The sequence below is a fragment of the Actinomycetota bacterium genome, assembly GCA_030019255.1.
Taxonomy (GTDB): domain Bacteria; phylum Actinomycetota; class Geothermincolia; order Geothermincolales; family RBG-13-55-18; genus Solincola_A.
Genome location: JASEFK010000002.1, coordinates 237,683 through 255,476, shown reverse-complemented (window position 1 = coordinate 255,476; position 17,794 = coordinate 237,683). Strand labels below are relative to the sequence as shown.

Genomic DNA, 17,794 nt, shown 5'->3' with positions numbered 1-17,794 from the left:
GGGTAGAGGAATTATGCCAACTCGGCTGGGAAGGGTCCTGGCCCCCAAGGTTACGGAGCGGAGGAGGACCGACGAGGTAGCCCGCCGCTTGAGCGGGATGCCCATCCGCCACGTGGACTGGTCCCTCCTGGCGGTTACCCTTTTCCTGGTGGCCTTCGGGATGCTCGTCCAGTACAGCGCCACCCGGGGGGACAACCCGGACAACCCCACCTATTACGTTTTACGCACGGCCCTGAATTTCCTGGTGGGCCTGGTGGTCATGGGCCTCATGCTCAGCTTCGACTACCGCCGCCTCAAGGTGGCCACGCCCTTCATCTACGGTTTCTTCCTCCTCGCCCTCCTGGTGGTCTTTCTCACCGAGGAGGCCATGGGGGCTCAGCGCTGGATAACCCTGGGACCCTTCAGCTTCCAGCCCTCCGAATACTGCAAGCTGGTGCTCATCCTGGTCCTGGCCAACTACTTTTCCGACAACAAGGCGGATCCGGAGTCCCTCCGCAGCTTTGTCGTCCCGACGCTCTGGGCCCTCCCCTTCATGTTCTTCGTCTTCCTCCAGCCCGATCTGGGAACCACCCTGGTGCTGGCGGCCATCCTGCTGGGCATGCTCTACCTGGTAGGCTGCCGCATGCGCTACTGGCTGGGTTTCGTGGGCCTGGGGGTCCTGGGGTTCACCCTGGGGTTCGCCTTCCACCTTTTCCACGACTACCAGGTGGAGCGCTTCACGGCCTTCCTCAAGCAGGGGAGCAGCATCCAGGGGGCCGGTTACCAGCTCATGCAGTCCAAGATAGCCATTGGATCGGGCCAGCTGGTGGGAAAGGGGCTCTTCAAGGGCACCCAGACCAACCTCAAGTTCATCCCCGCCCACCATACCGACTTCGTCTTCGCCGTGGTGGGAGAGGAGCTGGGGTTGATCGGGGCCTTGCTGCTCATCGCGGCCTTCTGTTACCTTCTCTGGAGGGGGGTGCGCATCGCCAACCACGCTCGCGATTTCTACGGGACCATGATCGCCTTCGGCATCGTGACCATGTTCGCCTTCCAGATCATCGTGAACATAGGCATGACAATAGGGATCATGCCCATAACCGGTATCCCTCTGCCCTTCATCACCTACGGAGGATCGAGCCTCATCGTCAACCTGGCGGCCGTTGGCCTGCTCACCAACGTGTACATGCGGAGGTTCTCCCAGATATAGGTATGGCAAAAAATCCCATCTCTTTCGAAGGGTGGGAATTTCCTCCCGCGGGAGCAAGGAGGTCGCGGGATACGGGTAGGTCAAGGCGAGGATGGAGGAGGTCATGTCCGAGGATTCAAGTCCGCAAGGCGCTTACCGCTCGGGGTTCGTGGGCATCATCGGCCGGCCCAACGTGGGAAAATCCACGCTGCTCAACAACCTCATGCATCGCAAGCTGGCCATCATCTCCGAAAAGCCCCAGACTACGCGCAACAAGATCCGCTGCATACTCACCCGGGACGACGCCCAGATAATCTTCGTGGATACCCCGGGTCTGCACAAGCCCCGGAACGCCCTGGGGGAGAGGTTGAACAAGGCGGTCAGGGAGACCCTCTCCGAGGTGGACGTGGTGGTCTTCATGCTGGACGGGACCCAGACCATCGGTAAGGGCGACTTGTTCATTGCCGGGGAGCTGTCCGGCCTGGAGACCCCGGTGGTGGCGGTGCTCAACAAGATAGACAGGTTGAGCCCCGAGCAGGTGGAGGCCCAGCTGGCGGTGGCGGAGAACCTGGGGGATTTCGAGGACGTCATCCCCCTTTCCGCCAAGACCGGCGAGAACGTCCACGCTCTCATCGAGAAGATCGTGGAGCTGCTGCCGGAGGGCCCCAAGTATTACCCTGATGATATGATCACCGACCAGCCGGTGACCTTCATAGTGGCCGAGCTCATCCGGGAGAAGGTCCTACAGCTCACGCGGGAGGAGGTCCCTCACAGCGTGGCCGTGGTGGTTGAGGAGATGGGTAAGCGGGAGGACGGGGAGATAGTGGACATCCAGGCGGTCATCTACGTGGAGAGGGATTCCCAGAAGGGCATCATCATAGGCAGGGGGGGCCGCATGCTCAAGGAGATCGGCACCCGGGCACGCCGGGAGATTGAACCCCTGTTAGGAGAGAAGGTCTTCCTGCAGCTCCAGGTCAAGGTGGAAAAGGACTGGTCCAAACGGCCCCAGCTGGTGCGCAGGATGGGCTACTGATACCTGCACAGGATAAGAGGGAGGCCATGGAGGAGAGAAACCGGGTTCTGGGCGAGACCCTCAAGGACCTTCTCGCGGAGGGGAAGATGGGGGCTGCCCTGGCCCTTCTAGACGGGCTACACCCCGCGGACGCCGCGGAGGTCCTGGAGAGCGTGCCCTACGAGGACCGGATGCGCATCTTCCGTTCCTGGGACGCCGAGGATTCCTCGGAGGCGCTCCTGGAGATGTCCGAAGAGGAACAGGTGAGGGTGGTGGAGGGGCTGGCCCGCAACCTGGCCGTGCGCATCATCTCCGAGATGCCTCCCGACGACGCGGTTGACCTGCTGGCCGACCTTCCCCCCAGGTTAAGGGAGTCCATCCTCTCCGGATTGAGCGCACGGAAGGCCGGGGAGCTGCGTCGCCTCCTGGCCCACGGGGAGCGCACGGCGGGAGGCCTCATGACCCCCGAGGCCATGCGCCTGAGCCAGGACCTCACCGTGGGCGAGGTGCTGGAGAGGCTGCGCGAGGCGCCGGAAAGCGTGGAGATGATCTATTACGTGTACCTGCTGGACGAGCGGGAAAGGCTGGTGGGGGTCACCTCCCTGCGCGAGCTGATCGTCGCCGACCCGGAGGAGCCGGTCTCCCGTATCATGCACCGCGATCTCATCACCGTGGGCCCCGGTGAGGACCAGGAGAAGGTAGCCGCCCTCATCGACCGCTATGACCTGCTGGCCGTCCCGGTGGTGGACGAGGAGGGGAGGCTCCTGGGGATAGTCACCGTGGACGACGTCCTGGACGTCATCGAGGAGGAGGCCCAGGAGGACATCTACAGCCTGGTGGGGAGCTGGGAGACGGAGGAAGGAGCGGAAAGGCATCCCCTGCTGGTCCCCTTCCTGGGCAGGCTGCCCTGGGTTTTCCTCGCCCTGGCTCTGGAGGTCCTGGTGGTGGGGGGCATTCTGCGGGGTTTCTCGGAGGTGCTGAGGAATCACCTGGCCATCATCTTCTTCATTCCCGCCATCCTGGCCATGGGAGGGACGGTGGCCCTGCAGAGCGCCACGCGCGTGACCGTGGACCTCCTCCAGGAGGGAGAAGGGCGGCGGTACGTGCGGGCCGTGGCGAGCGAGGTGGGCATCGGTCTCCTGGTGGCCGCGGCCTCGGGAGGGATAATCGCCGTGGTGGCCTGGTTGATGCGCGAGAACGCCGCCCTGGGAACTGCGGTGGGTCTGGCCATGGCCTGCACGGTTCTCTCCGCCGCCCTGCTGGGGTCCTCTCTTCCCCTGCTCCTGAGGAAGATGGGCCGCGATCCCTCCAAGGCCTCCGAGCCGCTGGTGGCCACGCTCATGGACGCCGTGGGGTTGGCGGTCTACCTCCTGGTGGCCATGGCTTTGGTATGAATGGGGGTGCGAGATGCCCGGAGCGAAACGGGAGGTGACCAGGGAAGAAGTCCTGGAATTGTTTCCCAGTGTGGGGCATCTAACCTACCTCCTGGACGCCACCCTGCTGCGGCCGGAGGCCGATGAACGTGAGTACCTGAGCTTCTTGCGCCAGGCGGCGGATGCGCGCTTCCGGGCCGTTTTCGTGCCCCCTTACTACCTGCCCATGGCGCGCATGGAGCTCCGGGGAAGCGGTGTGGTCCTAGGGGCACCCCTGGGGTTTCCCTTCGGTTACCAGTCCACCGACGCCAAGAGGGCGGAGGCGGTGTTCGCGCTGCAGCAGGGAGCCGGGGAGCTGGACATGGTGATCAACATCTCCGCCCTCCGCTCGGGAAGGTTGGAGAGGGTGAGGGAGGACATCCGGGGCGTGGTGGAGCTGGCGCGCCGTTACGACGCCGGCAAGGGGGAGGGCCACGTGGTGGTGAAAGTGATCCTGGAGACCTGTTACCTGAGTCGGGAGGAGATGCGCCTCGGGGCGCTGCTGGCCAGGGAAGCGGGGGCCGATTTCGTGAAGACCTCCACGGGCTTCGGGCCCGCCGGGGCCACTGCGGATGATGTCCGCTTCCTGCGGGAGGTGGTGGGGCCGGGCTTCGGGGTCAAGGCCAGCGGGGGGATACGCACCCTGGCCCAGGTGATGGAGATGGTGAGGGCCGGGGCCAACCGGATCGGGACCAGCGCGGCTTATGCCATCCTCCAGGAGTACCTCTGGATCTATGGGGTCAGGTCTTGAATTTTGATACCCCGGGGGGTATGTGGGGCGGGAGGCCGCCTGCCAGCCGTATCGCCCTTCTACCTCTTCCGGGGAGGCCGGGGTTAGTGGTCTCGTTCGCCTGGGATCCCTCTTTCTTCCGAAAAACCGGTGGTAGTGGTCTCGCTCGCTGAGACGCTCGCTCCGACTGACCGCTGGCTTTCATGGATGTGCTGTTCTCCCTTGGAGTTCCTTCTTCCGAGGGGCCGGGGTTAATGGTCTCGCTCGCTGAAACGCTCGCTGCGACCAAACACCGGCCCCTTGGGTGGGGTGAGTCGCCGCGAGAATTCCCCCTTGCGGCCTCTTATGGTGCAGCGTGCCCGCTCGCCGGAAGAAACGTTCCGGACGATCCGGTTGGCTCCAGCGAAGAGAAGTGGGTATGTATGAGGAGAGATGGTTGGTGGGTAAGTGCGGTTTGGGGAAAGTTCCCGATAATCCCTACGGATAATAACCATAAATATAAAATATAAAAGAAGTGACCCCAAGTAACCTTTGGTACATCCCTCCGAGCTTCCCTTCCGGCCTCACCTTCCAGCTTACGCCTTCCGGTTCCTCCTTCCGGGTCCCCCGGCTGGACTTCCCTCCAGCTCCTTGGGGTCAAAGTAAATATACCACTATGGTATTAGAGGGTCAATACCCTTTTACCTGGGATTTTATAGATCTTCCCTCGTCGGGGGATTTCGACGACCTAACACTCGGGGAGTATCCAGGAAATAGGGCAGCCATTTACCGGGGAGTTGCCCATGCCACGCTCCACACGGCACGTCCCGCCTCTTTTGTGAAGGTTCGACTACCCCGGGAATCCGCTCCACCGTTTGGGCTACTGTGCTCAACCGGAGGCCAACCTTACGGGTTAGCGAGCGGACCCGCTCCGCGCATCTTTCCCTCCAGGTGCTGGAGGACGATCTGCCGCGACCGCAGGCGCAGTTCCAGGACGCTCTCCGCGTAGGCGAAGGATACCCTTAGCGCTTCCAGGACCAGGCGGGGAGGTTCCTCGAACCGGGCCACCGCGGCCATTTCCGTCCCTAGGAGGCGCCGCATGAGTTCCAGGCCCTGCGTGCTGAGATTGAAGGTTCGGGAGGAGCCCCCCGCGCACTTGGCGCAGGCGATCCCCCCCTCGGAGGGGTCCAGGCGCCAGGATCCCGTGGATGCCTCCCTACCGCAGTGGAGGCAGCGGTCCAGGTGGGGCCGGTATCCGATGAGCGCGCAGGCCTTCAACTGGTAGGCGGCTAGCAGGAGGGCGCAGTCTCTCACCTCGCCCTCCAGCACCCCGAGGGTCACCCGCAGCAGGTCGAAGAACCTGGGGATGGCCTGGTTTTCCCGCAGGGACCTCTCCGCCAGCTCCAGCATGGCCTCCCCGCAAAGGTACTTCTCGTAATCGGAGCGCAGCGGGGCGTGGGCGTGGACGGTGTCCGCCTGGGTTACCGTGTCCAGGTTCCTCCCCTCGTGGAGGACTATCTTGAGGTGGGTGAAGGGTTCCAGCCGGGCCCCGAAACGGCTCGCGGTGCGCTTGACCCCCTTGACCACCGCCCGGCGCAGGCCGTGCCCAGCGGTGATCAGGGAGACGATTCGGTCGGCCTCCCCGAGGTCATGGGCGTGCAGGACGATGGCCTCATCCTTGAGGGTGGCCAACGGAAACCCTACTCCTCGCGGATGGCGCCGAAGCGCCTTTCCCTCCTCTGGTAGTCCCGGATGGCCTCCGCCAGGTGGCGACGGTCGAAATCCGGCCAAAGCACGTCGGTGACGTATATCTCGGTGTAGGCCAGCTCCCAGATCATGAAGTTGCTGATGCGCATCTCCCCGGCGGTGCGGATGAGGAGGTCGGGGTCCGGGAGGTCCGGATGGTAGAGGTAGGAACGGAAGCGCTCCTCGTCCACCTCGGCGGGGTCCACCCTGCCCGCCGCCACGTCGGCGCTAAGCGCCCGGACGGCGTCCACCAGCTCGGCCCTGCCGCCATAGTTGAAGGCGATGTTCAGGGACATCCCGGTGTTGTCGCGGGTCAGCGCCACGGCATCGTCGATGGCCTTGAGGGTGGAGGGCGGGATGCGGTCCCGCCGTCCCAGGTGCCTGATGCGGATGTTCCGCCGGTGAAACTCCTGTACCCTGTTGTTGAGCAGGTTGCGGTTGAAGCTCATGAGGAACCGGACCTCGTTCTCCGGGCGGTTCCAGTTCTCCGTGGAGAAGGCGAAGAGGGTGAGGGCCCCGATGCCCCACTCGGAGGCGGCCCGGACGACGTCGGTGATGGACCTCTCTCCGGCCTTGTGTCCAGCGATGCGCGGCAGGTCGCGCATCTTGGCCCAGCGGCCGTTACCGTCCATGATGATGGCAATGTGGAAGGGAAGTTCTCCTTCCGGCCTGGGGACCTCCATCTCCGACATGTGCGCTACTCCCCCTTCACCTCGACGTTTTACGATACCGGGACCCGGGCGGGGAGCGGAACGCTGGAAGTGACCTCCGGAGCGTCCGCCCCCCTTACTGCGAATATTATCCTTCACCGCTTCGAAGGGATAAAGCCGGAAAAGCTCCCGCACCTCGACCCTTTACCCGCCGGTCACGCCTCGCGCCGGCGTTCAACGCCGCAGCGGGACGACCCTGCCCCTGGACATCTTTCCCTTCCACCGCGGATGCGGCCTCATGTCCGGCGTCGAGATCGCCTGGAGGACGGAAGGTCCTTCCCCCCGCGCGGATGCGAATTGGAGATCGCCCCCCGCTCCTCGACGGTGCTGGGTCCCATTTCCCGGCCCCTTCCAGCGCCGTTTATATCGGTGCGTCCTCGAGGGTCAGCCCGCCCTGAAGGCCGGCGTTGCGGGGTATCCACTTCCCCGGTCAGGGGGATTCCCGGTCACTCCCTTCCGCTTCTCCCCCGGATACCTTCCCCGACTCCTCCTGCTGTTTGAATATTATCCTCTGCAGGGCGTACACCCCCAGTATGGAGATGGCGCAGCTCTTCTGGGCGGGCATCTTGGAGGTGGGGATATACAGGGCGCATTCGTCATTGCAGGGGGAAAGGGCGCCCGCGATGGCCGATACGCGGAAAGGGCAGTAAGCTCCGGGGACGTTTCCCATTTCAACCTCCTCTTCTTCCCCTGCGCGGAAGATCCCGCCTGCCACCCTGGTTTAACCGGGTGGATCCGGGATGGGCAGGATTCCGGCCTCCGCCGATCCCGCAGGGCAGGCGCCGCGTTCCCCTGCGCCTGGCGCCGCCTCTCCTGTCCGGACCCGATCCCCGGGTGCCGCTCAACAAGATGCTATCACAACGGCCCCTCGGGCGCGATGCACCTCAACGAGCGGCCGGTAAGGTGATGACCGTCTTCGGCGAGTAGATCGAATATGTTCGGAGAAGCCCTTTCCTCGGTGGTTTTCCGCCGCACCATGTCCCTCCCGGAAGGGGTCGACGACGGACCCGGTCGGTGTTCCGGCGTTGACAGGTCGGTCGATCGCGCCGTCCCGCATCCCGCGAGGGCTTACGCCGGGTCCCGTGTCAGGTGTTTCTGCGGTAACCGGAGACCCCGGGCGGTGTTTATAATAAAGGGTGTGAAGCGGAAAACCCGAGAAGGGGAGGTGAGCTTGGAAGCGGGTGGTGACGGAGGCCGGGAGCTCTGCCACGAGGACAGGGTCCTGGTGCAGCGGGCCCGGGAGAAGAGGGATGCCTTCGAGGCCCTATACACCAAGTACCTCCGCAAGATTTACACCTACGTCTATTACCGGGTAGGCAACGCGGAGGACGCGGAGGACATAACGGAGAGCGTTTTCCTCCATGCCCTGGTGCACCTGGACCGCTACCAGGACCGGGGGATTCCCTTCTCCGCCTGGCTCCTCCGCATAGCCCACAACCTGGTGGCCAACTGGCACCGCAGCGCTTCCAGGAGGCGTCCAGTATCCCTGGAGGCGGTGGAGGAGCTGCATTACGAGGGCCTATCGCCTGAGGAAGCCCTGGAGAGGGCGGAGGAAATAAGACGCCTGCGGGAGGCGCTGGCTTCACTTCCCGAGGAGAGGCAGCAGGTGCTCATCCTCCGTTACGCGGAGGGAATGAGACACCGCGAGATCGGGCAGGTGATGGGGAAGAGCGCCGGGGCGGTGAAGGTCCTGGTTCACCGCTCGCTGATAAGCCTGCACCGGCGCCTCTCCGAGATGGAGGAGGAGGAGAAATGAGCGGATGGAGGAGACGGGGGAACAAGATGGTGAAACGCGGATACCGGCACACGGTGAGGTTGCTCAAGAGCTACCTCCATCCCGTGGATCCCGATCCCGCCTTTTCCCGACGCCTGGAGGACCTCTGCCAAGGGTTGGGGGCGGACGACCTCCTGGTGGCCGAGTCGGAGCCCGCGGGCTACTTCTCCGGCCGCCGGGGGATGATCATCGGCGGAGCGATATTCTCCGCCCTTCCCTTTCTGGGGGTCGCCGCCTATGCTATTAACAAGCATCTTACCAGGCGGAGGGCCGTGGCCCTGGGCGTCTGAGAAGGGGCGGAGATGAACCGGGAAGAGATTTTCGCGGTGGTGCGCGCCGCGCTGGCGGAGGCGTTGGAGCTCCCCGAGGAGGATATAAGGGAAGATTCCCGCTTCAAGGAGGACCTGGAGGCGGATTCCCTGGACCTGGTGGAGCTCCTCCTGGAGATGGAGCGCGTTTACGGCTTCAAGGTCAGCGACGAGGAAGCGGCGGAGATAAACACCGTGGGTGACGCCGTGGACCTCATCCTCCAGAAGGCAAGGGCTTGAGAACCGGGGGGTCCCGATGAGGGTGGGAATACCCGGCGGCCTGCTCTATTACCGTTACGGGAAGTTGTGGACTTCCTTCCTCCGTGCCCTGGGCGCGGAGGTGGTGGAGTCGGGGGAGACCACCCGCTCCATCCTCTCCTCCGGGGTAAGCAAGGCGGAGAACGAGAGCTGCCTGCCGGTGAAAGTCTTCTACGGGCACGTGCTCGCCCTGCGGGACAAGGTGGACGCCATCTTCGTCCCCCGCCTGGTGAGCGTGAAGAGGGGAACCCACACCTGTCCCAAGATGCTGGGCCTCCCGGACCTGGCCCGGGCGGCGGTGGAGGATAAGGTGCCCATCCTGGCCCCTACCATTAATTTCCAGGAGGGGATGTGGGCCAACTACCGCGCCGTCTATTCCCTTGGGAGCCTCTTCACCCGCAACCCTATTCGCATCATCCGGGCAGGCCTGGAGGCCTGGCGGGAGCACCGCCTGTACCTGGAGCGCCTGACCCTGGGCCTGGACCACAGGAGCGCCCTCAGGGGGGAGGCGGAGGACCTTCTCTGCGAGGGGCGGGAATTGAGGATAGGGGTAATCGGCCATCACTACAACGTTTACGACACCTTCACCACCATGTCCCTGCTGGACCGCCTGAGCTCCATGGGGGTGGACGTGGTCACCGCGGACATGGTCCCCGAGGAGCTCAAGGAGCGGGAGCTGAAGCGCCTGCCCAAGGACATCTACTGGAGCTACGAGCAGGAGGTGGCGGGTGCCATACTGGCCTGCACTCGCTACCGTCTGGTGGACGGGATAATATTCATGATCTCTTTCCCCTGCGGGCCGGACTCCATCATCCGCGTCCTCTGCGAGCAGGAGAACCGGCGCATGGGAGGGGTCCCCATGCTTAGCCTGGTCATCGACGAGCACACCGGGGAGGGCGGTTTCCTCACCCGCATCGAGGCCTTCGTGGACATGCTCCGCAGGCGCAAGGGAATCGCCCCGGAGGTGCGGGAGGCGGTGGCGATATGAAGATCAGCTGGCCCCACATGGGGAGCCTGGAGTTCGTGCTGAGCAGCGTGTTCGAGGAGTTGGGGTTGGATTACGTGCTTCCGCCTCCAAGTTCCCAGCGCACCCTGGAGCTGGGCACGCGTTACGGGCCGGAGTTCGCCTGCTTCCCCCTCAAGTCCACCCTGGGGAACTTCATCGAGGCCATCGAGGCGGGAGCGGACACCCTGATCATGGTGGCCGGAAAGGGGCCCTGCCGCTTCGGTTTCTACGCCGAGACGCAGAGGCGTATCCTGGAGGACGCCGGCTATGAGTTCCGCATGGTCCCCCTGGAATTCGAGCCGAGCAAGATCCCGGCCACCGTACGGAAACTACGGGAGCTGAAGCAGGGCCGGCCCTGGAGGTCCGTGGTGCGGGCCATCAAGTTTGCCCTGAGCAAAGCCTATCTCATCGACCGGTTGGAGCAGCAGGCGTTGCACCAGCGCTGCCTGGACCGGGATCGGGGAGCGACCACCAAGGCGTTGGAGAAATGCTACCGCATGGTGTGGAAAGCGGATTCCTACGCCGCCTTGCGCAGGGTGGAGGAGGAGGCTTTCGGGCTCCTATATTCTGTTCCCCGGGTGGAGCGGGAGACGGTGAGAATAGGGATCGTGGGGGAGTTCTACCTGGTCTTGGAGCCCTTTTTCAACCTGGGAGTGGAGGAGCAACTGGGGAACCTGGGAGCCTTCGTGGAGCGCAGCGTCTACCTCACGGACTGGCTGCGTCCCTCGGGGAACAACCCGGTAGCCGGGCAGCACGATCGCGAGATCGAGGAGGCGGCACTGCCCTATCTCACCCACTTCGTGGGCGGCGAGGGGCTAAGGTCGGTGGGGGCGACGGCCCTCTATCACCGCCACGGTTACGACGGCGTGGTGCACGTCATGCCCTTCACTTGCATGCCGGAGACCATCGCCAAGAGCATCCTGCCCAGGGTATCCCGCGACCTGGGGATTCCCGTCCTCTCCCTGGTCATAGACGAGATGACCGGGAAGGCCGGCGTGGCCACCCGGCTGGAGGCCTTCGTGGACCTGGCCCGCTTCCGGAGGAGGGCCAGGGACGCCGGGATGGACTACTCCCTGCAGCCCGCTTTCTGAGGAGTTGGTTTCCGCCTGAACGACGCCGTCTCAGTTGATGCCGCGTGTTTTAACGGGCGCCTTCGGGGCTGGAGAAGGCTGGGAGACCACCCCATCATCCCAGTGAGACAGGAAAACGGAGGAAAAGGGTGATCTCGCCTTGTTCAATCTTGATCCCCGGGGCGAAAAAACCCGGTGTGGGGGTATAATGTATAAGGTGTCAGAAGGGAAACGAGAAGGAGGTTTGTCGATGGCCAACGAGAAAGAGGAGCTGTTGAACCAGGAGATCGCCTCCTACGAGGAAGAGCTCAAGGTGCTGGCGAGCAAGCTGCAGGAACTGGCCGGAGTGGACTGTTCCTTCGGGGCCTGCGTCTTCGATCCCGAGATGGAGGACGTGGAGTCCAAGCTCGCCGAGTTGCAGAAGAGGAAGAAGGTCCTCGCCGAGGTGATGGAATCCCTCAAGCAGTGCGGCATCGAATGACCTGAAAACGACGAACCTCGAGGGGCTTCCCGGGAAGCCCCTCGTTTTATGCCCTTTCCAGGTCGCCAGGAGGCAAAGGCCCGCTTATACCCCGAACCTATTCCACCTCGAAGAACTTGTCCTCCGGCGCTCCGCATATGGGACACTTTTCCGGTATGACGTCGTCGGCCACGTACCCGCACACGCTACAAACGTAATAATTGGGAATCTTTTCCGCCACCAGGTGTTGCAGGGCTCCCTCGTAGAGTTTGACATGGCGTTCCTCCACGTCGCGGGCGTAGGCGAACATGGTGGCCGCCACCCTCTCGCCCTCCGCCTCGGCGTCGGCGATGAAGGAATCGTAGCTAACCTGTGCGATCTTCTGCTCCGAGGCCAGGGCCTCCTCCAGGTTGGTCTCGGTGTCCTTTATCTCCCGCAGCAGGCGGAGGTTGTTGTAGGCGTGGATGCTCTCCGACTCCGCCACCGCCCTGAAGAGCTTGGCGATAACCGGGTAATCTTCCTCCTCGGCCTTCCTGGCGAAGGCCTTGAGCCTCACCGCCGCCTTGGACTCGCCCGTATAGGCGTCATAGAGGTGCTTCCTGGTTTTCTCTCCCATAGGTCCCCCTTTCCTCGATACCCGAGCCGTGAACTAGAGGGTTCCCGTCGGCGCGCCCGCGGATCCTCAGTTTCCCTTCTTGCGCACGAAGACGTGGTATTCCCCGTCCCTTTCCTCGATGCCCAGGAACTCGTGCCCGGTCTTGGCGCACCAGGCGGGCATGTCGTTCTTGATGCCCTGGTCGTCGGCGATGACCTCCAGGATCTCCCCCTCCTGGAGGTACTTCATCTCCTGGGAGGTCCTGACGATGGGCATGGGACAGTAAAGTCCTACACAGTCCACGGTCCTATCCGCCTTCAACTTTCATCACCTCCCGACATGGATAACAGGCGGCCTTCTTCGGTGCCGGGTGGCCCGGGAGTGCTTCCGGCGCGCGGTTTCCGGTCGCTCGTCGAAGATGTTACCCTCTTTCGCTTGACGTTAACCGTTTCCTTTCCAAAGTCCTCAGTTGAAGGGGTCGTTCATATCCCTCGTTCCGATTCCATCGACATCCTTGCCTCTCCTTCCCCGGCGGCCCTCAGATGAAGAGATTGATGGCCGAGCGGGAGGCCCGCTCCACGTAGGTGGCCGCCCCGGCGAAGTCCTCCACCTCGGGGATGAAATCCTCCTCCGTCAGGCCCATGAGGGCCATGGAAGTGGTGCAGGCTATGAAGTGTACTCCCAGTTCCCTGGCCAGCCCGATCATCTCCTCCAGAGAGGGCATGCGGAATTGCCGCATGAGGAGCTTCATGGCCGCCCTGCCGCCCCCCAGCATGTGCAGGCGGGAGAGGCGCAGGCGCCGCGAGCCTCCCCGGTTCATGAGGCCCAGCATACGCTGCAGGGGCGTCTTGCGGCCTCCTCCGCCCCTTTCCCTGCGCACCACGTTGAGCCCCCAGAAGGTGAAGAACATGGTCACGTCCATGCCCATGGAGGCGGCGGCGGTGGCGATGTTGAAGGCTGCCAGGGCGCGGTCCAGCTCACCGCTGAAGACCACGATGGTGGCACTATCCTGGCTTTTTTCCCACCTTATATCACCCTGCGTTTCCATCCTCTTACACCTGCCCCTTCTTTTCATCCGCTCTCAGTACGGTCTCTGCTCGCCCGCTATCCCCATCGAATAAACAGCTCCCGGGTCGCCGCATGCTTGTGGGAATTAGCTTTTCCTGGCTTGGATCTTCCGCACAACCAGGGCGTGAGAGACCTCACCGTCCGCGGTCTCAACCCGCCGGGTTGCGAAGGTGGCTTGCACCGCTCTTCCCGACGCTCAGCCCAAGTCACCCCCGCGCCTCGAGGGGTTCGCCACAATGGGGGCATTCCTCGGACCCTTCCCGGGCTGCCCCGCCGCAGGCGGCGCAGGTGACGATGACTATCTGGCAGGGTTGGCAGAAGGCAGGCATGTCCACCGCCGCCTCTATCTCCGCCTCGCAGTAGGGGCACCGGCAGACCTCGGTCCTTTCTTCCTTCCTCTCCTCCATCTCATCTCTTTCCTTTCTTTTCCAGGTAGTCCTCGATGGCCTTGTGCAGGGCGTCCGCGCCCAGGTTGGAACAGTGCATCTTGTTGGCCGGGAGACCTCCCAGCTCCTGGGCCACGTCGTCCCGGGTTATCTTCAAGGCCTCCTCGATGGTCTTGCCCTTGGCCATCTCGCTCACCATGCTGGAGACAGCGATGGCCGCGCCGCAGCCGAAGGTCTTGAATTTCACGTCCGACAGCCGACCTTCGTCGTCCACCTTGATGTAGAAGGTCATCATGTCCCCGCAAACCGGGTTGCCCACCTCTCCCACCCCGTCGGCGTCCTCTATCTCGCCCACGTTGCGGGGGTTGGTGAAGTGGTCCATGACCACGTCGCTGTACTGGGCCATGTTCTCACCCCCTTTCCTTGAGGTACTTAGCGTACAGCGGCGACATTTGCCGCAAGCGCTCCACTATGGGCGGGAAAACCTCCAGGACGTATTCCACGTCCTCCATGGTGTTCTGGGGCCCGAAGCTGAAAAGGATGGACCCTTGGGCCTTCTCCGGGGGGATGTGCATGGCGGTGAGCACGTGAGAGCCCTTAAGGGCCCGGGAGGTGCAGGCTGAGCCGCTGGATACGGCCACCCCCCGCTGGTCCAGGAAGAGGAGCATGCTTTCTCCCTCGATGAATTCCACCACGAAGCTGGCGTTCCAGGGCAGCCTCTCCACGGGGTGCCCGGTGAGCTGGATATGCTCCACCCGGGAGGTCAGCCCCGTGATAAGAGCATCACGGAGCCCGGCGAGATAGGTGCTCCGTTCCCCCATGCGTTTCCGTGCTAGCTCCGCAGCTTTTCCCATCCCCACGATTCCCGGTACGTTCTCCGTTCCGCCACGTCGGCCCCCTTCCTGGATTCCGCCGTCCAGGAGGGGGATGAGGCGAACCCCTCGTTTCACCCACAGGGCTCCCACTCCCTGGGGACCGTAAAGGAGGTCGGAGGAGATGGAGAGGGCCTGCACGCCCAGCTCCTTGACGTCGATGGGGAGATGAGCGGCGGCGGCCACGGCATCGGTGTGGAAGGGGATTTCCCTTTCCGCTGCCAAGCGGGCGGCCTCGGCCACCGGTTGAATGGTCCCCACCTCCCCATTGGCCAGCATTACCGATACCAGGATGGTATCCTCCCGTAACAGGGATCCCAGTTCCTCAAGGTCAATCCGCCCGTGTTCGTCCACCGACACCAGGTCCAGCTCGTACCCCTGTTTCTCCAGGGTCCTGGCGGCGTGGAGAACGGAGAAGTGTTCCACCGCGGAGACTACGATGTGTTTTCCCTTGCGCCGGGAGCCCGCGGCGATGCCCTTCACAGCCAGGTTGTTGGCCTCCGTGCCGTTGGAGGTGAAAATGATCTCCGAGGGCTCTGCCCCGATGAGGGCGGCTACTTTCTCCCGTGCCTCTTCCACCGCCTCCCGGGCGGCATCGCCCCAGCTGTGCAGGGAGGAGGGGTTGCCGTACCTTTCGCCCAGGAAGGGGAGCATGGCCTCCCTCACCTCGGGAAGGAGAGGCGAAGCGGCGTAGTTGTCCAGGTATACCTCTTTCATCTATCTATTCCTCCTTGCCAGGTCCTTTCCCGCCCGCGGCTGAGTTCCCTCCCGTCTCCTTCCGCTCCGTTGCGGTATCCTTCGCAAGTGGGACCCCGCCCTTTTTGACCCTTTCTATTATTCCCGGCCGAATCCCCAGGTATGCAGCCGCTTCCTCCACATTCACGGTGCGTAGCAGGCAGGAGTTCTCACCGCAGATCTCGGCCCCCGGCCTGGTTTCTCCCTCCGCCTCCTCCCGGGGTAGGGGGAGGAACAGGGTCCGGTGGTCGGGGGAGAGCTCCCGGGCGACTCGGAAAAGGCGCCGACGGTTCTGGTCGCCTCCCCACCACCTCACTACCAAGGGGCCTTCCAGCAAAAGATCCAGGGAGAGGGCGAAGGGGGAGGCGTGGTAGCCGTAGCGGAGGACATCACCAGCCACCGAGGAGAGCAGCTTTTGCGCCCTTTCCTTCCATCCTTCTTTCCCACCGAGGAAGGCCTGACGCAGGAAGGCCTCCGAAGCCCGGGAGACGGAGATCGGGTCGGCGGGCTCGGGGAGCAAGCCGGGTGGCAGGAAGTCCGGCAAGGCGTCCAGGAGAAGCCCGCTCTCCCGGTCCCGAAATTCGTCCTCCACAAGGTGGAGCAGCTCCCCGGCTCTTTCCAGGTAAATGGTGTCGCCGGTGGAGGAGAAGGCCTCCTGCAGGGAAAGGGCCGTTTCCACCTGGTCGGCTAGCAGGCCGTGACGGTGGGGGGCGTGATGGTGGTAGTGGGCCATCCCGCCCCGGGGATGGAAGCATTCCCGCCAGGCGAAATCCAGGAAGCGCAGGGAAAGCCGGCCGTATTCCTCCCGTCCCAGGACCTCCGCCGCTCCCAGCAGCGCTCCCGCGGCCCGGGCGGAGGCATCAATGTAGACGGTTTCGTCGACCGGGGGGACGGGACGCGTCCGCCTTGCGGCGGCATCGAGGAGGTAATACTCCTCGTCCGCGTCCTGGCTCCCGAAGAAGCGGTGGTCGCCGTCGCTCAGGGTGCGGTGGATGTAGGAGGCGGTTTCCGCGGCCGCCTCGAGGAATCCCTCCTCTCCCGTGCCTCCGTAAGCCCGCAGGTAGACGGTGAGGAGGCGGGCGTTGTTGTCAAGCATCTTCTCGTAATGGGGAATCGACCAGTCCCGGGTGACGGAGTAACGGAAGAAACCTCCCTCCACGGGGTCACGCAGCCCGCCCCGGGCCATGGCTTCCAGGTATTGCAAGGCAAAGTCTAGGAACCTCGCCTCTCCCTTCCGGTGCATGCGCAGGGCAAGGAGGACGGCCTCGGGGTGGGGGAACTTAGGTTCCCCGCCCAGCCCCCCGTATTCCCGGTCCCAGGCGACGAGTAGGGAGGAGGCTACCGCGTCCATCAGGGAGGGATCCAAGGGTCCGCCGCGACCGCCGGGGGAGACTATCTCCGGAGGAGCGCTCTCTATTTGGCTCCGGTTCTCCGCGTACAACTGGGAGATCCTCCGCAACACCTTGCGCATGGTCTCCGGCGGGACATAGGTGGTTCCCGCAAGCAGCGCCCCGTTGGGGGAGAGGAAGGCGGTAGTGGGCCAGCCTCCCTGGTTGTAGCGACGGTTGATGTCCGGGTTGCGGTCGTTGTCCACGCGGACCGGGATATAGAGGGAGTTGATGAGCCGGATGACCTCCTCGTCCGAATAGGTGGTCTCATCCATGACGTGGCACCAGTGGCACCATACCGCGGATATGGAAAGGAGTACCGGCTTGCCTTCCCTGGCCGCTCGTTCGAAGGCCTCCTTTCCCCAGGGAAGCCAGTTTATCTCCCGCGCCCGATTGGGCCGGGGCGAGAAGCGAAATTCCTCCCCGGTTCCTCGGGTATCGGCTTTCCTGGCCTCGCCCATCACGGTCCATCTCCTCGGGTAAGGATGGTCAGGCTATTTCCTCTTCCCATACGGCGGCACGGCTCGGATCTCCCGCTCCACCGCCGGGGTGAAAGCGACTGCCCCTTTCGGCCTGCGCCGATTAAAAGATTTAATGGGTACGGCAACCCTTTCCTTCCCTTGCTCGGCCGGGATTCCACCGCGCCCCGGGCGACCCGGTTTCGGCATCCCTCCGGGGCGGACGGCGGACCCCCTGCCGCATCGCGCTTTCTTCCCCCAGCGGCGAGGAGGGCGGACCTGCCGCCCTCCTCCGGATGTACAACCCTCACCTGCCGGGGACCCGGGTCGTCAACCCCCTTGGCAGGATGGCGGGAGAACCGTCATTCCCGACCCTTTCCCGAACCTTCCTTCTTACCTGTTTCCGTCCCCTTGCGCATCTGTTTCTCCATGGTCACGCAGGGAAACTTGGAATCCGCGCAATGAGGGCAGCAGAGGCCTCCTCTTTCCAGTGACTTCGCCTTGCTCATGTCAGCCTCTCCTTTCTCGTGGTCTTCAGTCCCGCTTCGTTTCCTGGCATTAAAATATCAGTCCATCAGCCCGGAGGACATGACTTCCGTCAGTGCCCGCCTTCCCCCGTGAAGAGTCTCGCCTCAAGCCCTCCGGCACATGGAAAGTAA

Annotated in this window: 21 protein-coding genes; 10 read left to right on the top strand and 11 right to left on the bottom strand. The window is 63.7% G+C overall.

Features of this window, described 5'->3' with window-relative positions; all coding sequences use genetic code 11:
• The first annotated feature begins 13 nt into the window (after positions 1-13).
• The 4 genes from rodA (at position 14) to deoC (ending at position 4,343) form a co-directional block, all read left to right on the top strand.
• Positions 14-1,189: a rod shape-determining protein RodA gene (rodA, locus tag QME84_02785; protein MDI6873203.1), complete on the top strand. Its 1,176-nt coding sequence runs from the start codon at positions 14-16 to the stop codon at positions 1,187-1,189.
• 103 nt (positions 1,190-1,292) lie between these two features.
• Entirely contained in the window at positions 1,293-2,201 is a 909-nt protein-coding gene (era, locus tag QME84_02780; GenBank protein ID MDI6873202.1) for a GTPase Era, read from the top strand.
• A gap of 26 nt (positions 2,202-2,227) precedes the next feature.
• The gene (mgtE, locus tag QME84_02775) at positions 2,228-3,574 is read left to right on the top strand and encodes a magnesium transporter (GenBank protein ID MDI6873201.1); all 1,347 of its coding nucleotides are present in this window, start codon (positions 2,228-2,230) and stop codon (positions 3,572-3,574) included.
• 13 nt (positions 3,575-3,587) lie between these two features.
• Positions 3,588-4,343 (top strand): deoxyribose-phosphate aldolase, encoded by a 756-nt coding sequence (gene deoC / locus QME84_02770; GenBank protein ID MDI6873200.1) that lies wholly within the window; start codon positions 3,588-3,590, stop codon positions 4,341-4,343.
• An 864-nt stretch (positions 4,344-5,207) separates the two neighbouring features.
• Here deoC and recO read toward each other — a convergent pair.
• The 3 genes from recO to QME84_02755 all read right to left on the bottom strand — a co-directional run bounded on the left by recO (position 5,208) and on the right by QME84_02755 (position 7,427).
• A complete protein-coding gene (gene recO, locus QME84_02765; GenBank protein ID MDI6873199.1) occupies positions 5,208-5,993 on the bottom strand; it encodes a DNA repair protein RecO in 786 nt (261 codons plus the stop codon).
• A gap of 8 nt (positions 5,994-6,001) precedes the next feature.
• Positions 6,002-6,739 (bottom strand): isoprenyl transferase, encoded by a 738-nt coding sequence (locus QME84_02760; protein MDI6873198.1) that lies wholly within the window; start codon positions 6,737-6,739, stop codon positions 6,002-6,004.
• 448 nt (positions 6,740-7,187) lie between these two features.
• Positions 7,188-7,427: a hypothetical protein gene (locus tag QME84_02755; protein MDI6873197.1), complete on the bottom strand. Its 240-nt coding sequence runs from the start codon at positions 7,425-7,427 to the stop codon at positions 7,188-7,190.
• Positions 7,428-7,928: 501 nt separating this feature from the next.
• On the opposite strand from QME84_02755, the gene QME84_02750 reads away from it, so the two are divergent.
• From QME84_02750 to QME84_02725, 6 genes are all read left to right on the top strand, one after another.
• Positions 7,929-8,513, top strand: coding sequence for a sigma-70 family RNA polymerase sigma factor (locus QME84_02750; protein MDI6873196.1), 585 nt, complete (start codon positions 7,929-7,931; stop codon positions 8,511-8,513).
• Entirely contained in the window at positions 8,510-8,821 is a 312-nt protein-coding gene (locus QME84_02745; protein MDI6873195.1) for a hypothetical protein, read from the top strand. The genes QME84_02750 and QME84_02745 overlap by 4 nt, the downstream gene beginning before the upstream one ends.
• A gap of 12 nt (positions 8,822-8,833) precedes the next feature.
• Positions 8,834-9,079: an acyl carrier protein gene (gene acpP / locus QME84_02740; protein MDI6873194.1), complete on the top strand. Its 246-nt coding sequence runs from the start codon at positions 8,834-8,836 to the stop codon at positions 9,077-9,079.
• Between the two features lie 16 nt (positions 9,080-9,095).
• Complete coding sequence (locus QME84_02735) at positions 9,096-10,085, top strand: acyl-CoA dehydratase activase-related protein (GenBank protein MDI6873193.1); 990 nt, start codon at positions 9,096-9,098, stop codon at positions 10,083-10,085.
• On the top strand, positions 10,082-11,194 hold the full coding sequence (locus QME84_02730) for a CoA protein activase (GenBank protein ID MDI6873192.1): 1,113 nt from the start codon (positions 10,082-10,084) through the stop codon (positions 11,192-11,194). Before QME84_02735 ends, QME84_02730 begins: the two co-directional genes overlap by 4 nt.
• 229 nt (positions 11,195-11,423) lie before the next feature.
• Complete coding sequence (locus QME84_02725) at positions 11,424-11,654, top strand: hypothetical protein (protein MDI6873191.1); 231 nt, start codon at positions 11,424-11,426, stop codon at positions 11,652-11,654.
• 97 nt (positions 11,655-11,751) lie between these two features.
• Here the strand turns inward: QME84_02725 and QME84_02720 are convergent, their stop codons facing one another.
• The 8 genes from QME84_02720 to QME84_02685 form a co-directional block, all read right to left on the bottom strand.
• Positions 11,752-12,249, bottom strand: a complete 498-nt coding sequence (locus QME84_02720) for a rubrerythrin family protein (protein MDI6873190.1) — start codon at positions 12,247-12,249, stop codon at positions 11,752-11,754.
• Positions 12,250-12,315: 66 nt separating this feature from the next.
• Positions 12,316-12,549: a sulfurtransferase TusA family protein gene (locus tag QME84_02715; protein ID MDI6873189.1), complete on the bottom strand. Its 234-nt coding sequence runs from the start codon at positions 12,547-12,549 to the stop codon at positions 12,316-12,318.
• Positions 12,550-12,766: 217 nt separating this feature from the next.
• Entirely contained in the window at positions 12,767-13,276 is a 510-nt protein-coding gene (locus QME84_02710; GenBank protein ID MDI6873188.1) for a DsrE/DsrF/DrsH-like family protein, read from the bottom strand.
• Positions 13,277-13,502: 226 nt separating this feature from the next.
• On the bottom strand, positions 13,503-13,703 hold the full coding sequence (locus QME84_02705) for a hypothetical protein (GenBank protein MDI6873187.1): 201 nt from the start codon (positions 13,701-13,703) through the stop codon (positions 13,503-13,505).
• Between the two features lies 1 nt (position 13,704).
• Complete coding sequence (nifU, locus tag QME84_02700) at positions 13,705-14,088, bottom strand: Fe-S cluster assembly scaffold protein NifU (protein MDI6873186.1); 384 nt, start codon at positions 14,086-14,088, stop codon at positions 13,705-13,707.
• A gap of 4 nt (positions 14,089-14,092) precedes the next feature.
• The gene (locus QME84_02695) at positions 14,093-15,271 is read right to left on the bottom strand and encodes a cysteine desulfurase family protein (GenBank protein MDI6873185.1); all 1,179 of its coding nucleotides are present in this window, start codon (positions 15,269-15,271) and stop codon (positions 14,093-14,095) included.
• Positions 15,272-15,275: 4 nt separating this feature from the next.
• Positions 15,276-17,138, bottom strand: coding sequence for a DUF255 domain-containing protein (locus QME84_02690; GenBank protein MDI6873184.1), 1,863 nt, complete (start codon positions 17,136-17,138; stop codon positions 15,276-15,278).
• Between the two features lie 359 nt (positions 17,139-17,497).
• A complete protein-coding gene (locus QME84_02685) occupies positions 17,498-17,644 on the bottom strand; it encodes a hypothetical protein (GenBank protein ID MDI6873183.1) in 147 nt (48 codons plus the stop codon).
• Positions 17,645-17,794 lie beyond the last annotated feature (150 nt).

Excerpts from the sequence above, each read along its gene's own strand:
- mgtE (MDI6873201.1), top strand. The coding sequence starts at position 2,228 with ATGGAGGAGAGAAACCGGGTTCTGGGCGAGACCCTCAAGGACCTTCTC.
- QME84_02710 (MDI6873188.1), bottom strand. The coding sequence starts at position 13,276 with ATGGAAACGCAGGGTGATATAAGGTGGGAAAAAAGCCAGGATAGTGCC.
- QME84_02745 (MDI6873195.1), top strand. The coding sequence starts at position 8,510 with ATGAGCGGATGGAGGAGACGGGGGAACAAGATGGTGAAACGCGGATAC.
- QME84_02690 (MDI6873184.1), bottom strand. The coding sequence starts at position 17,138 with ATGGGCGAGGCCAGGAAAGCCGATACCCGAGGAACCGGGGAGGAATTT.
- QME84_02695 (MDI6873185.1), bottom strand. The coding sequence starts at position 15,271 with ATGAAAGAGGTATACCTGGACAACTACGCCGCTTCGCCTCTCCTTCCC.
- acpP (MDI6873194.1), top strand. The coding sequence starts at position 8,834 with ATGAACCGGGAAGAGATTTTCGCGGTGGTGCGCGCCGCGCTGGCGGAG.
- QME84_02755 (MDI6873197.1), bottom strand. The coding sequence starts at position 7,427 with ATGGGAAACGTCCCCGGAGCTTACTGCCCTTTCCGCGTATCGGCCATC.
- QME84_02725 (MDI6873191.1), top strand. The coding sequence starts at position 11,424 with ATGGCCAACGAGAAAGAGGAGCTGTTGAACCAGGAGATCGCCTCCTAC.
- QME84_02730 (MDI6873192.1), top strand. The coding sequence starts at position 10,082 with ATGAAGATCAGCTGGCCCCACATGGGGAGCCTGGAGTTCGTGCTGAGC.
- QME84_02760 (MDI6873198.1), bottom strand. The coding sequence starts at position 6,739 with ATGTCGGAGATGGAGGTCCCCAGGCCGGAAGGAGAACTTCCCTTCCAC.
- QME84_02735 (MDI6873193.1), top strand. The coding sequence starts at position 9,096 with ATGAGGGTGGGAATACCCGGCGGCCTGCTCTATTACCGTTACGGGAAG.
- deoC (MDI6873200.1), top strand. The coding sequence starts at position 3,588 with ATGCCCGGAGCGAAACGGGAGGTGACCAGGGAAGAAGTCCTGGAATTG.
- rodA (MDI6873203.1), top strand. The coding sequence starts at position 14 with ATGCCAACTCGGCTGGGAAGGGTCCTGGCCCCCAAGGTTACGGAGCGG.
- QME84_02705 (MDI6873187.1), bottom strand. The coding sequence starts at position 13,703 with ATGGAGGAGAGGAAGGAAGAAAGGACCGAGGTCTGCCGGTGCCCCTAC.
- nifU (MDI6873186.1), bottom strand. The coding sequence starts at position 14,088 with ATGGCCCAGTACAGCGACGTGGTCATGGACCACTTCACCAACCCCCGC.
- era (MDI6873202.1), top strand. The coding sequence starts at position 1,293 with ATGTCCGAGGATTCAAGTCCGCAAGGCGCTTACCGCTCGGGGTTCGTG.
- QME84_02720 (MDI6873190.1), bottom strand. The coding sequence starts at position 12,249 with ATGGGAGAGAAAACCAGGAAGCACCTCTATGACGCCTATACGGGCGAG.
- QME84_02685 (MDI6873183.1), bottom strand. The coding sequence starts at position 17,644 with ATGAGCAAGGCGAAGTCACTGGAAAGAGGAGGCCTCTGCTGCCCTCAT.